Genomic DNA, 14,663 nt, shown 5'->3' with positions numbered 1-14,663 from the left:
CTTATTGAAAAACCTGCTTTAATTCCGCAAACAACTTCTGCTCGTTTTCACTAAACTGTTCACCACCAAACCCCAGAAAACCACCTTCCTTAGCAGTATTAGCAACGGTTTCGGCAATATTTAGTACCCAAGTTTTATAATCGTTCACGACCGTTTCGGGTTCTTTTTCCTTTACAATTGACAAGGCCTTTTTACAGTCTTCCAACACCAGATTGGCCAAACCTTCTTTGGAATTGACCTGCGCTTCCTTGATACGGTTTACAAACTGCTTGCGCTGTTCACTGGCATCAGACATGGCTTCTTTGGCTGCTTCCGGATCTGGAATAATGGCAGTAATCAATGGATTGCTAGCGTAGGTTTCCTTAGCGCCCATCATACTGCGAACGGTTACAAACAACTCTTTACCAGACCCCACAATACCACTAAATCCTGCACTGGCCATAGTAGCGCCTACCAACTGCGGAATGGATGCCACTACATGCCATTCTTCTTCTGTATAATTATCTAATTTTCCCATGGAAATTAACTTTAAGAATTAAAATCCTAAAGATAAAATAATTACACAACAATCTGATTAAGTGATAGTTAAAGATTAAAATGAACGCTTAATTTTAAACCATTCCGTATAACAGCTTAATTTCATGAACAAGAGACATGTAGCCAAAAACCAAGAGTACATTATTTCTCATAATCGGTAACCGAGCCCCAGTTTTCACCACTTTTGATGCGATACAACTGCATTTCTGAAATCCCAAATTGTTTGGCAATCATTTTCATGCGTGTACGCCGATTGGGATCGTGAATTTTACGTTTAATGAGTTTTACCTTGGCCTCTGAGAGTTTGGAATAGGTTCTTTTACGTGAGCCCGTTTTATATTCCGGATTGCTAAACTGATGACGTTCCTTTTCTTTTTTGGTAGCCCATTTTAAATTGAGCACTCTATTGTCGGTTTTGTCATAATTAAGATGAATGACATAAAGGCCGTCCCCTTGTTCCAAAAAGTGTTGTGCTACAAGTTTATGCACATAGCGGCTAGTAGCTTTTCCGTTGTGCTTTTGTTTGACCCGTAAATTCTGATACCCATTGATATAGGTTTTATTGACCAATACCTCTTCGCCTCCTTTGCAGTTAATTACCCGCCCATAATTGGAAATCTTAAACTTTTCATTATCCGCAATTTTGTCGTCGAAGGTAATGGTCTTCCACTCCTCCTTCCAATTGTTCGTTATCATATTTGTAAAATCTTAGCATGTATAAGGCTAAATATAAGCATTTTACAATATCCAAAACAAAAGATTCCAATTAGTTAGCAAAGCAATGTTGTTTTCCAAGAACCAAAACGAGGTGCTCGAAATATTAATTGTCACCCCAAATTAAACCCAAATAAAACGAATATCCTATTGGACATACCTGTAATGCCCTATGATTTTAAAATCAAACAAACAATCCTCTAATACCTGACCGCCACCGATATTATGTACTATCAAATATCGTTTGCCATCAGAAGATTTTTTATTTACCACAATGCCTATGTGTGTAATGGCACCGCCCAAATTCCAACACACAATATCTCCTGGCACATAATCTTCAGCATTTTGAGAAATGGCTTTTGCCGCCCCTCTTCTATTGAAAAAGGTCATTAGGTTAGGCACCCTTCTATGGTCAATATTCTTATCGGTACTTTTTAAGCCCCAAATATTGGGGTAGCTTGAAAAGTTCGCTTTCATATCCTCATGCACTTCCTTCTGCAGATCTACACCAACCTGTCTATAGGCCCTAATCACCACATCTGTACACACGCCTTTATCTGCAGGCACATCTCCGTTGGGATAAGGAATTGAAAAATAACTAGGATCATAGGTTACCTTTTGCTTGGTAAGGGCCAAAGCACAGTCAGACAAGGTCAGAGCGGAAACAGCTGTTTGCGAAAAACAAATAGTTACCGTTGCCAAAAAGAATAGAATTACAACTTTCTTCATTATCAAAAACAATTTATGATTCTTAAAGATAACCAATATCTTGAAAGTCTATTACGGCACAAAAAAAGCATCAGCTACAGACTGATGCTTTATAACAGTTTTCGAATATGAGTTTAATCTCTTTCTATTCTGATGCTTGAAGTGCGATCGTTCCAATCGTCATCGGTTAGACAGCTGACATCATTATAGTAGGTTCTGCTGCGCCCACCATAACGCTCATTTTGGTATATGGTAATTTTATATCCGCGAGGGACTTCAATAGATGACAAATTATCGTTTCCTATTCCCAATTCATCGTGATCGTAGCGCCCTTCACCCAAAGTAATGTTGCCTCCTTTAAAACCACAATCTTTGTAAAGAGTTACACCCCTGCCATAATCACGACTATCATGACTGGAATGGTGACTACTGTTAGAATGATGGCTACTGGAACTACTTCCTCCAGAACATAGAGATGAATTCACTTTTGTTACCGCAGAAACCCTATCGTTATGCACTGTCATCAACAAACACTTATCGTTCCTTTCATGCAGCCAATACAAGGAAATTACAGAAGAGCCATAACTTTTCACCACTTTATACCCATGGTCCTGCAATCTTGTTGAAGCCCTAGGTTCGTCCATACCCCTCAAGTCAGATAAGTTCACATCGTCCCTGTCATAACTGGAATGACTAGAACTACCGCCATTTTTTCCACAGTCCAAATCCGGTGATTTTACCACAGAACGTACACGGCCATCTACAAGACGCACGGTTACACACTGACTCTTTCTGCTGTTCCACCAATTCTGGTAAATGCCGTTGGAAGATTTATCCACATTTTCCAAGTGATAGCCCCTGTCTTTAAGGACTTCTTCTGAAGAGGACCCTCGCATATCTACGATGTCCCTAAGCTCATAGGCCGTATCCTGCCCATATACCACTGCCTGAAGCAATAGCACTACCAACAATAAAATATGTTGCTTTGTTTTCATAAGGTTGTGTATTAACAGTTGCATAAAACGTTATGTAGGAAATCAAAACTCAAGGCAGATGCTATTAATACAAACCGTACAGAACTGTAAAAACTAAGGAAACATAGAGAAGTTGGAGCTGTTCAGCTTAAGAAATGTCAACACCATACAGCCTCCTAAAATTAGTGAATTCTAAACTAAAAAAGAAACTTTTTTTCTCACAAGATGATTTGTAAAAACCTAATAAACAGCAACACAACTACACGCCTATAGCTAAAGTGCATCAAACATCACCATTCAATAATGAGTACTTAAAAATAAAGAGATGGAAAAAAGTGAAACCCTATAGTACAGCTTAATACCGCATGGCAGCGTAACGGTTACCTAAGCAAACCCTCACCAATTTACATGCCAATTCCAGCAGCGCAAAATTACTTGAGTTTTTGGCTGCTGGCTTCGGCTTTCATCACTATATCTCAGGGAAAAGATACTTTTTAAGGCGCTAGGCCGCCGACCCCTGTTTAAGGGCCAGCATACTGTTTTGCAACAGGTATTTATTAATAAGGTTTTTAGGGTAACATATTACCCGCCCCAACTTTATGTAGGGGATCCGCCCATCCTTTCGGTAACGGTACAGCGTACTAGAACTAATGTTCAACAAAGCCATTACATCTTCAGAGGTAAGCCAATCTTCCTTTTGGGCCAGTTTCAGGTTGAATACCAACTGACCCTGATCCGCAATGGGCACTGTGTGTAATGGGTTTTGCATATCGTTTATTTGAGTTGGTTAACATACCCTAAGATATTCATTTTCAACACGCCACCACAAAACACCCTTGTTTATTATCAACAACTTATTGTTTATAAGCGAGTTAGCCTTCGATAACTTCGAGCACTATCTGTGAAAGGGATAATATATCGAGAACACATTCAATAAAGCCACTACATTACTTCTCGATACTATTGTTCTGCATTACCATGCAAAACAATCACTCGAAGTGACGAACAGACTAATAAACAAAAAAGGACAAATACAACTAACATGAATAACGTCAGTTCGAGTGGGCTGCTTGTAAAGCAGGCTATATCGCGAACTCTTCAAAAATCATTTAAATGTCTTTTTAGCCAAATTAGGAAGCGCTTCAAACCTATTGAAAATCAAAGCCTCCTTTTTAGCTCTTGACCATTTTTTTATTTGCTTTTCGGAAGCAATGGCCAAATTAATGTCTGTGAAGGCAGCATAAAACACCAAACTTACCGGGCGACGTTTAAATGTATAACTTTCAGGATGGATACCTGTTTGGTGCTCAAAAAGCCTTTTATCTAAATTAGAAGTGACTCCAGTATAATAACTATTGTCGGAGCATTTAAGAATATAGACATAGGAAAGTTTCATAACTAAAAATATGAAATTTTCAGGTGATATCTAAACGTCAGTTCGAGTGGACTGCTTGCAAAGCAGGCTGTATCGAGAACTATTGTAGGTGACAAAAACGCTTCTCGATACTATTGTTCTGCATTGCCATTCAAACCAATCACTCGAAGTGACGAATGGATCAATAATTAAAAAACATAAACCTCAACAAACACGAATTACGTCTGTTCGAGTGGCCTCCTTGTAAAGAAGGTTGTATCGAGAACACAAGAGCAGAACCTACTCACAACCTCAATGCGACACCATTTTTAACCCTATAATAGAAGCAATCAAGGTAGTAATGAAGAAAAGCCTCCAAAAGGTTGCGGGCTCCTTAAACACCAAGATGCCCACCAAAACGGTACCAACGGCCCCAATGCCAGTCCAAACGGCATAAGCTGTACCAATGGGCAGTTGCTTGGTAACCTTAACCAAAAGCATCATACTAATGGCCAAACACACCAAAAAACCTATATACCAATAGGTAACATCCGCGCCCTTGGCCTCCTTTACCTTCCCCAAACAGGCCGCAAAAGCCACTTCAAAAAGTCCGGCGATAATTAATAGTACCCAATTCATTTGTAGTAGTCTTGCTATATAATGGTTCTATATGGCTTCGGCATAAGCCTTACAACCTAATGGCAATATACACGAAATCTTAAACAAAAATAGAGGTCTCATCTTTAAAACATGAGCTATTTACCTAAATGACCATTAGTGATAGAACATAAAAAAGCATACCCTCCATCTCACTACTCCATACTAACTCCTCAATACTCCCAAACCCTACTTGCCCAACTGCAAAATCCTAATGGCACCCTGCACCACCAAAACAAATACAATGCCGCCAATGATCAAGTCGGGTTTATTGGAGTGCAACCAGTGCACCAAAGCACCAGCTATTATCACACCTAGGTTGATGATAACATCGTTGGAAGTAAAAATCATGCTGGCTTTCATATGGGCCTCCTCCTTGCTTTTGGACTTCTGCAGTAAATACAAACAATAGCCATTGGCCAATAATGCCAAAACAGACACCCATATCATGGTATTGAAATCAGGAAGCTTCTCGCTACCAAAAAAACGGCGCAGCACTTCTGCAAAGCCAATAAGGGCCAACAGTATCTGAAAATAGCCCGCTAGTTTGGCAATGCGCTTTTTGCGTATCAAAGTACCTCCCACAGCAAACAAACTGATGCCATACACAAAGGCATCGGCCAACATATCAAGGCTATCGGCTACCAAGCCCATCGATTTGGAAAGCAGCCCCGTGGTCATTTCAACTACAAAAAAGGCAAAGTTAATGACCAAGACGGTCCATAGCAGTTTGCTCTGGTCTTTGTATTCGGAAAACTCAGTTTGATTGGTGTGTTCACTGCTAATTTGCTTCCCTCCTAAATTGAGTTCTACAATAGCCTGTTCTATTTGCGCGAGGTGGCCTTCATGAAATACTGTCAAGGCCCTATTGGGAATATCAAAATCCAGTTGCTGGATACCTTGCATGCCCTGAAGCTTCATACGGATGAGGTTCTCCTCTGAAGGGCAGTCCATTTTACTAATCTCGAAGATGGTTTTTTCCATGTGCAGCTATGTTATAGGCCATGAGCCCAAACAAATATACAATTCCCCAATTGGATACCATCCAAAAGGTAGGCAATGGAAAGAGGTGAAACCACAAATTCTTGTAAAAAATCTGTGATTCTATCTATCTACTCTATATTAAATACTTAATACTAAGCTACACTGTAGCCTTTACATATAAAAGACGCATAAGTTGACGGTACATTAATAGGGATCCTATAGTAGTAAAAATAAGGGTTGATACATTGAGAAAGAAAGAGGATGGCATAACCTCGGCAACATTGGTTCTAATCTGTAAGCTTAAGCCAAGCCCCAACACAAAGGATACAAGGCCTAAGGCTACTTTTAAATTTTTGGTATGCATATAGTTCTAGTTAATGGATTACTAACTTTAGTTATTGTTTAATTAATATGGGTTTTTAAATGCGGATGGCGGGATAAGCCGTCCAACAAACAACGTACTTGGTCAGGAAATTGTTTGTAATTGTTTTGGCATCATAGGGATTAAACCTTTGTACCTGATAGCGTGACGAATATAAAAAAACATGTTGAAATAGCAATATTAAATTCATCAATTATTTCAACATAATGTCCTGATTCGCATATTTTTAACACTTCATCGAAACAATCGATTACAGAAAGACCGAATCCCCCTAAATTAAATACTAAAAATACTACAAACCATCGACTTTAGAAAGCACTTACATACACTTGAAATTGACTAGGATTAACTCATTAGCATTGTTATCCAGAAAGAGTTAAAAATACTCAACGGTTAAGGTAAACTTCATCAAATTCAAACCCAATAGGACATAAAAAAAGCAGCTCAGTACAAACATTACGATGTATACCTAACTGCTAATCTACACATAACAAGTTGGCAAGTTTTAGTAGGTAGTTTATTCCTTTATAAATTTCAACGTTATTTTATTATTATTTTCAAATTGCACAAAATACAGACCGTTTGGTATGTTTTGAATATTAATAGCCTCACTTTTTGAAACAGTACCACTCAATACTTTTTTACCTAAAATATCATAAATACTATAATCCTCCCTATTGCTTAAGTTGGAAACTTTAATGTAATCGGAAGAAGGGTTTGGGTAGATGGAAATATTCCTAGACAGCACATCATAATCTTCTACACCCAACGCGTTATTAAATGTTGCATAATAGAAATTATCCAACTCAGATAATCTATAGCCGTCATGACAAAAATAAGGATACAAGATAGTGGCGCCTCCTAAATCGGCATTGGTTACCTGAGAGAATTTATGGTTTGTTTTCAACGCTCCCAAATTCCCCTCAGCATCGCTGTTATAGATATTAAAGTCGATAGAAAATGTATTGGCACTAATGTATGATACGGTCAACTCCATGTAATACCAATTACCCAACACTAAATCTGGCGGCCAATTTACTGCAGAAGCAGATGCATTATTGATAAGATCCCCACCTCCACCATGGAACGCAAAACCCAAGGTTTTAGCAGGATGCCCATAGGTATTGGCTGTGTTAGCACTGTTTATGGCAAAACCTATACCACCACGGCCGGCATTACCTTCAATCTTAACATAAGCAGACACTTTATAATCGGCATTTAATGCTACTGGGAATCCTTCTTTTAAAGTCCAATTACCATTGGTACTTCCGCTAAAATTTACAGCTCCTGAATTAGAAATACCACTTGAACTCCCATTGCTAACCGTTGTGGTAGAACTAGGATTGAAATTGGTGGTTAAATCTGCCGTTGAATTAAAATCAATTATTGATTGCGCCTGCATCTTACCGGTGAAAATAAAAAGACCAAAAAAGGCAAAAGTTAGAATGTAAATGTGTTTCATACGCTAGTTGTTTGTTTTTATGGTTGCTAATTGGTTATTTATAGATCCATTTTAGTTTTCGTGCACTTAAAATTCTAGATGTACAAATTCACCCAACATTAAAATTTTCTATTCACACCAACCTATATATAAAATAGTAGCTATTAAAAAGCTTATTTATGTCATCATCATTATCTCAAATATATGCGATTTAACTTACAAATAAAATAAAACGCAATATTTTTGTTAAAAAACTGTATTTATCCCACAATACAATCACATTGAATAAAACAAAACATAAATTACTCCTTCCAAATCCTAATTTTAGACTAACCATAACTTCACAACTACTCCTAGGCATATACGCATACAATTTATAGTGCCAATTCCATAAAAACACACATGCATTACCTCTCACATTTCAAAGCAAAAAACAAGTGCTTATTGTCAAATTGACAATAAATGATTCGCCGCATTATTTTTAAACGAATTAAAAGAGCTTTATTTGCGAATTAGCAAAAAACACGCCTTTTATATTATGAAATCCACATTATTTTCAGCAAAAAATACTTTGATTTTCCTTAATATCATCTTGATTTTCTCCATTTACCAATTTCAATAAACCCATACACTACAACGTTTTAGGAGAATTTTCCGTCTTGAAACACTTTGATTTTAACTCAATCTTTTTTTTAAGGATTTCTTAACAGATAATTTAGACCATCGCTTTTTAGGAGTGGTACAAGTCTAACAATCACCAATTACTTTTTTTATGAAATACACTAACATTCGGTTTCTAATGATCATTGGTTTCTTGGCATTTTTTGGATGCAACAAATCCGATGATGGGAGTTATGTAGCCCCCATTACCGTGTACGAAAAAATCGCGGGCCAATGGAACTTGATGAACCTAAAAATGGTGGACGAAGTGGCCAAGGCCAGCAACATTTCCCCCAACGAACAAAACTTGAGCACTTGGTTCAATTATGACACCTTCCAAATTACCTTTAATGTAGATGGTGACAACCAGCCTACCACCTATGAGGTAATGGGCAATGTGCCACCTTTGTTTGCTGCCAGTGGGTACTATGAGTTGAGCACGCCTTTTCAGCCTACCACGGCCAACCCAATCCTGATTCATCTGTACAGCGATGCGGCCCACACCAACCTTACCGATGTATTGCAGCTTACAGCGGTACCTGGCACCAACGCACAGATGCAAATTACTTTGGTGCGCACTTCGGGCGGAATTCCATTTGTATCCTATGTATTCAACTTAATGGCTAACAACTAATCTAACACTAATGAAGAAACTATTATATACCTTATTAATGGCACTGTACCTCATCCCCAACCTGACACAGGCTCAGGAGTTGGTAGGCTCGGTAGGCACTATGTGGTCCTACCCGGTAGTGTACCAATACAGCGAGGAGGTCACTTGGTACTTTGACCTTTCGGGCACTACCTTTGCCGAAAACGAAGACGTATACATTTGGATCTGGTCGCCTAGCGAACCCGATGCAGGCAACTGGGAAAACTCATCAGAATTTGCACACCTTAATTACGAGGGCAATTTTATTTGGAGCTTTACCTTAACTCCTACCGAGTACTTTTCTATGAGTGCCGAAGACATTGCGGGTAGCGCGGGCTTTTGGTTCCGTTTAAAAGACCTTACAGGAAGCAAACAAACCGAAGTGGCCAACATGCCCTACACGCCAATAGACTCCTTCTTTACGGCAGATGAAATGATGCGTTCCTACCCAACCGAAGCTACCTTGGATGGAGGTTTGAGCATCCTGTTCAACTCCAATTTGGTAGATGGTTTTGCAGACGCTACTAGCGTACACATGCATTCCGGAATGAACACTTGGGCCATTTTGCAAGAATACCAATCGTGGCTCCCAGAGATTGTGGAAAAGACCAAGTTGAAAGACATGGGGGACGGCTTTTACAAAATGGACTTGATTCCTTCGGAGTACTATAATGATATTCCAGAAGGCTTTATCATGGAGAACATTACCTTTTTGTTTGTAAAGGACGACTGGGCAGGCACTTCCCCTGAACTGGTAATCTATGCCGCTGAATATATTCCGCCGCCACCACCAGAGTTTAGATTCTTTCCATTACAGATCAGTCAAAAGGACTTTCTACAAATTTCCCGTATCAATAACGAAACAGGCATCAATACCTTGATCTATACGATTACAGCGGGAAGTACGGAAATCAATGGTGAATTCTCGGGCAATATGGACGAGATCAAAGGATTTATCGATTTGCCTACCCTATTACAAGGCATTCCTAACCTTACCGAAATTCAGGTATTGGTAGTAGACAACCAGGGCAACACCATAATTGATACGACCCTTCCATTGAAAACTCTAGACTAACTAATACTATCACTTTAAAACATCGATTAGAATGACACTTAAAAACATACAAAAAAGTCCAAATCCATTCAGGACTTTTAAGGCGTTGTTTGCTCTATTGCTCCTGTGTTGCCTGTCTGTGACAGCCTATGCCCAAGAAAAGCTTTTGGTAACAGGAACCGTATTTGACAACAACGGATTAGAATTGGCCGGTGCCACGATCTTGGAGGCAGGAACCACCAATGGAACCACAGCAGACTTTGATGGAAAGTTCAGCTTACAAGTGACCACCGGCAATGATATTCAAATTTCCTATTTAGGATATGCCACACAAACCATTAACATTACCGCCAATACGGCCATGCCTTTGCAGGTGACCCTTCAGGAAGATGCCTATGCCTTGGACGCTGTAGAACTGGTAGCCGTTGGTTATGGTACTATGAGAAAATCGGACCTTACCGGAGCTATTTCTACCGTATCGGCAGACGAGCTTGAAAAAGGAGTGATTTCTTCTACAGAGCAGGTGCTACAAGGGAAGGTAGCAGGTTTAACCGTAATACAAGGTACAGGAGATCCAAGTAGCGGGGCGTCGCTACGCCTTAGAGGTGGTACCTCCTTAACGGCCAGCAACAATCCGTTGGTGGTAGTAGACGGGATTCCAGGAGTAGACATCAACACTGTTCAACCAAACGACATCAAAACTATAGACGTTCTTAAGGATGCTTCGGCTACCGCCATTTATGGATCTAGAGGAGCCAACGGGGTCATCATCATTACCACAAAGAGTCAAAAATCTGGTTTCAACGTGACTTATAATGGGTATACAGGAATTAGCTATGCCAGCAACAACCTAGACATGCTTTCGGCCAACCAATGGCGTCAATATGTACGTGACAATAATGTTACGGGGGCTATCGACTACGGTGGAGACACCGATTGGCAGGAAGAACTGCAGACAACCTCAGCAACCATGTCGCATACCGTAAGCTTGGCTTCTGGAGCTGAATACAATGGTTTGAGAGCATCGGTATCCTATTTGGACAATAAAGGGATCATCAAAACCACGGGATTGGAGCGTTTGAGTGGAAACTTGAGTATTTACCAATATGCCATGGACAAGAAGTTAAAGTTTGATGCAGGAATGTTTGCTACCGTTGACAAATGGAATCCGTTGGATTACCGCATTTTCGAGCGTGCCTTCAACTTAAATCCAACCATCCCAGTATATGACGAAAACGGGAATTTCACTTCCGTAGATGGAACCTTATACGAAAACCCTGTGGAAATCTTGACCAACCGTACCGCAGACAGCAAGCGCAACCGCCTGCTGGGATACTTTAAAACAGAGGCCGACCTTTGCACAGACCTTAAGGCCGTATTAAACCTTTCTTACGAGCATAATGCAAGCACAGGAAATACATACAAGCCTTCTTATGCTATTTTGGAAGGGATTACCGAAAACGGTTATGCCCAAAAAACCTATGGAGAATACACCAACATGCAGTTGGAGACCTACTTAAACTACACCAAGGAATTTGGAAAGAACAACCTGAACTTAATGGGTGGTTATTCCTTCCTTGAAAATGTATACGAAGGTTTTGGAGCACAACGTAGTGGTTTTGTAACCAATGCTTTTGGCTATAACAACCTTGGCGCGGGTACCAACTACCGTATTGGCGACGTATACTCTTATAAAGGGAAATCGCGTTTGGTGTCTTTCTTTGCAAGAGCCAACTATAGCTTCGACAGCCGCTTTATGCTTACCGCAACTATTAGAGAAGATGGTTCTAGCCGCTTTGGTAAAAACAACAAATGGGGAACCTTTCCTTCAGCTTCGGTAGCTTGGAGAATTTCCAATGAAGCATTTTTGGAAGACTCCAGTTGGCTGAACAACCTAAAACTTCGTGCTGGATATGGGGTAACCGGTAACCAAGATGGAATTGGCGAGTACAAATCCCTTTCTATTTTGGGTGTAGGAAACGATTCTTACTACGACCCTGCAACCGGCGATTGGAGTTTGGCCTATTCACCAACACAAAACCCAAATCCAGACTTAAAGTGGGAAACTACTGAGCAGCTCAACATTGGTTTGGACTTTAGTTTGTTCAACTTCTTGAATGGTACTATTGAGTGGTACAACAAATACACTAAAGACCTTCTATATACTTACGAAGTGCCTCAGCCGCCTTACTTAGTGGGAACCATGTTAGCTAACGTGGGGGAACTTTCCAACAAGGGGATTGAGTTGAGCTTAAACGCCAACATCATCAACACCGATAAGTTTACTTGGGATGCCAACCTTACCATGGCACATAACAAACAAAAGATAGAAAAGCTATCCAACCAAACTTATGAAACCGATGTGATCTACAGTGGATCGCTTCACGGCTTGTCAGGATTGTCCAACCAATTCTCTCAAATCATTGCCGAGGGTTATCCTGTAGGAACCTTTTGGGGATATGAAAGTTCTGGTTTGGATGAAAATGGAAACTTCATCCTGAGCGAAGAAAAAACAGACATAGGAAACATTCAACCGGACCTATCTATGGGATTGGCCATGAACTTCACCTACTCCAATTTCGACTTTGCCATTACAGGTTACGGAATGTTCGGGCAAGAAGTATTGAACGCTACCAACATGGTATTGTACAACCCAAATCGTTTGCCTGCCTATAATGTACCAGACGGATATTTGGACAGCGGCATTAATGAACCTTCTCCTACCTACTCTAGCTACTGGATTGAGGATGCTTCCTTCTTCAGATTACAGTCTATGAGCTTGGGTTACACCATTCCGTTTGAGAAATCCAACTCTAAATTGCGTGTATACCTATTGGGAGAAAACTTGGCTGTATTTACAGGCTACGAGGGAGTAGATCCTGAAATTGACATGAGCGGATTGGCAAATCCTGGAATTGACAGATTTAATAATTACCCAAGACCAACCACCATTTCTTTGGGTCTTAACTTAACACTAGGTAATTAATAGAGCGATAGTAATTAGAAAATATGAAGACAATGAAATTTAAAATATTTGCAGTACTACTAAGCAGTTTGTTTGTGACGGTATCCTGTACCGATTTGGACGAGGATCTGTACGACCGCGTAGAAGACAACAACTTTGGGACCACCCCAGATGAAATAGATGCCCTTGTTGGGGGCGCCTATTCATCACTAAGAGGCTTTAGCGACGAAATCTCCAATGCCTTCCCTGGCAGTGAGTTTGTATTCTTTCTTAACGAAGTAGTGTCAGACGAGGCTACCATCCCAACCCGAGGCACCAACTGGTACGATGGCGGAGTGTACCAACGTGCCCAAAGCCATACATGGTTGGCAGAGGACGGCATCATCCTTTCTGCTTGGCGCTATTGCTATGCAGGAATTGCCAAGGTAAATTCCATCATCTACCAAGTAGACCAATCTGGATTGACCGAAGCCGAAAAGACCCCTATCTATGCCGAATTGCGCTCAGTGAGAGCCTATTACTACTACATGTTATTGGACATGTTTGGAAATGTGCCAATTGTAACCGACTTTGAAGATACAGGCTTACCTTCCAATTCATCACGTCAGGAAGTGTACAACTTCGTAGAGGCTGAATTATTGGAATCCTTACCGTATTTGAAATCGGAAATTGTGTATTCTAAATTCACAAAAAATGTAGCCTATGCCCTATTGGCAAGGTTGTACTTAAACTCCGAAGCGTTTGTTGGAACACCAAGATGGCAGGATTGCATCAATATGTGCCAAAACATCTCTGGATACACGTTGGAACCTGATTATTTCGCCAACTTCTTGACAGAGAACGAAAACTCCAGTGAAACCATTTTCGCCATTCCTTATGACAATGATGCAGGAACTATCGGCAACTACATGAACTCCATGTCCCTACACTATTTGCACCGTTTAACGATATCGGCTTCAGGAAATGATTTTCCTTGGTCTGCCAACGGAATGTCGGCCCAACCAGGTGTATATTCTTCTTTTGCTGAAAATGATATGCGAAGAGAGGCCATCCTTATTGGTGATCAAATCAACGTAGCAACCAACTCTGTAATTATGATGGACAACGGATCGCCATTAACCTATACAGAAGAGATCAGCAGTCTTGCCGATGCACAGGAAAATGAAGGAGGCCGCCTGTTTAAATACGAAACCAAAGCCGGGGAGCAGTGGGAACGCGACCATGATTTGGTAATCATTCGCTATGCCGAAATCTTGATGATGCAAGCCGAATGTTATGTGCGTTTAGGGAATCCAGATGGTGCCATTCCGTTCTTGACCCAAATTACTGAAAGAGCAGGTACGGATATGCCAGACATGATCGACCTACAGTTCATCAACCAAGAGAGTTTAAGAGAATTTATATTTGAAGGAAAACGACGTACAGATACCATCCGTTTTGGAACGTTCTTTGAACCTTGGTGGGAAAAAGGATCCACCGAGCCTTATAGAGCCATTTTCCCAATACCTGCAACGGTACTCAGTACCAATACTAATCTAACTCAAAACCCAGGGTATTAAGTTGTTTTCATGTTGGCCTTCT

General features: G+C 40.4%; 14 protein-coding genes. 4 read left to right on the top strand and 10 right to left on the bottom strand.

Annotation, left to right across the window (positions count from 1 at the left end):
* Position 1: 1 nt before the first annotated feature.
* From BKM32_RS05270 to BKM32_RS05225, 10 genes are all read right to left on the bottom strand, one after another.
* Complete coding sequence (locus tag BKM32_RS05270; RefSeq protein ID WP_076662837.1) at positions 2-517, bottom strand: hypothetical protein; 516 nt, start codon at positions 515-517, stop codon at positions 2-4.
* A gap of 161 nt (positions 518-678) precedes the next feature.
* Entirely contained in the window at positions 679-1,233 is a 555-nt protein-coding gene (locus tag BKM32_RS05265) for an NUMOD4 domain-containing protein (RefSeq protein ID WP_076662836.1), read from the bottom strand.
* A gap of 165 nt (positions 1,234-1,398) precedes the next feature.
* Positions 1,399-1,980, bottom strand: coding sequence for a DUF1287 domain-containing protein (locus BKM32_RS05260; protein ID WP_076662835.1), 582 nt, complete (start codon positions 1,978-1,980; stop codon positions 1,399-1,401).
* Positions 1,981-2,093: 113 nt separating this feature from the next.
* A complete protein-coding gene (locus BKM32_RS05255) occupies positions 2,094-2,954 on the bottom strand; it encodes a hypothetical protein (protein ID WP_123812065.1) in 861 nt (286 codons plus the stop codon).
* 481 nt (positions 2,955-3,435) lie between these two features.
* Positions 3,436-3,702 (bottom strand): helix-turn-helix domain-containing protein, encoded by a 267-nt coding sequence (locus tag BKM32_RS05250; RefSeq protein ID WP_076662833.1) that lies wholly within the window; start codon positions 3,700-3,702, stop codon positions 3,436-3,438.
* 336 nt (positions 3,703-4,038) lie between these two features.
* On the bottom strand, positions 4,039-4,329 hold the full coding sequence (locus BKM32_RS05245; protein ID WP_076662832.1) for a GIY-YIG nuclease family protein: 291 nt from the start codon (positions 4,327-4,329) through the stop codon (positions 4,039-4,041).
* A gap of 270 nt (positions 4,330-4,599) precedes the next feature.
* The gene (locus tag BKM32_RS05240) at positions 4,600-4,926 is read right to left on the bottom strand and encodes a multidrug efflux SMR transporter (protein ID WP_076662831.1); all 327 of its coding nucleotides are present in this window, start codon (positions 4,924-4,926) and stop codon (positions 4,600-4,602) included.
* 207 nt (positions 4,927-5,133) lie between these two features.
* The gene (locus BKM32_RS05235) at positions 5,134-5,928 is read right to left on the bottom strand and encodes a cation transporter (protein WP_076662830.1); all 795 of its coding nucleotides are present in this window, start codon (positions 5,926-5,928) and stop codon (positions 5,134-5,136) included.
* 157 nt (positions 5,929-6,085) lie between these two features.
* Positions 6,086-6,292 (bottom strand): hypothetical protein, encoded by a 207-nt coding sequence (locus tag BKM32_RS05230; RefSeq protein WP_076662829.1) that lies wholly within the window; start codon positions 6,290-6,292, stop codon positions 6,086-6,088.
* A 535-nt stretch (positions 6,293-6,827) separates the two neighbouring features.
* Positions 6,828-7,772 (bottom strand): T9SS type A sorting domain-containing protein, encoded by a 945-nt coding sequence (locus BKM32_RS05225; protein ID WP_076662828.1) that lies wholly within the window; start codon positions 7,770-7,772, stop codon positions 6,828-6,830.
* A gap of 751 nt (positions 7,773-8,523) precedes the next feature.
* On the opposite strand from BKM32_RS05225, the gene BKM32_RS05220 reads away from it, so the two are divergent.
* Genes BKM32_RS05220 through BKM32_RS05205 form a run of 4 tightly spaced genes read left to right on the top strand, consistent with a single transcriptional unit; the run spans position 8,524 to position 14,641 of the window.
* Positions 8,524-9,045, top strand: a complete 522-nt coding sequence (locus BKM32_RS05220) for a DUF5004 domain-containing protein (protein WP_076662827.1) — start codon at positions 8,524-8,526, stop codon at positions 9,043-9,045.
* Positions 9,046-9,055: 10 nt separating this feature from the next.
* A complete protein-coding gene (locus tag BKM32_RS05215) occupies positions 9,056-10,138 on the top strand; it encodes a hypothetical protein (protein WP_076662826.1) in 1,083 nt (360 codons plus the stop codon).
* Positions 10,139-10,169: 31 nt separating this feature from the next.
* On the top strand, positions 10,170-13,103 hold the full coding sequence (locus BKM32_RS05210; protein WP_083702093.1) for a TonB-dependent receptor: 2,934 nt from the start codon (positions 10,170-10,172) through the stop codon (positions 13,101-13,103).
* 32 nt (positions 13,104-13,135) lie between these two features.
* Positions 13,136-14,641 (top strand): RagB/SusD family nutrient uptake outer membrane protein, encoded by a 1,506-nt coding sequence (locus tag BKM32_RS05205; RefSeq protein ID WP_076662825.1) that lies wholly within the window; start codon positions 13,136-13,138, stop codon positions 14,639-14,641.
* Positions 14,642-14,663 lie beyond the last annotated feature (22 nt).

Source organism: Mangrovimonas sp. DI 80, from assembly GCF_001975575.1.
Taxonomy (GTDB): Bacteria; Bacteroidota; Bacteroidia; order Flavobacteriales; family Flavobacteriaceae; genus Mangrovimonas_A; species Mangrovimonas_A xylaniphaga.
Note: the sequence above shows the minus strand (reverse complement) of the source record. Positions and strands in the feature narration are given on the sequence as shown.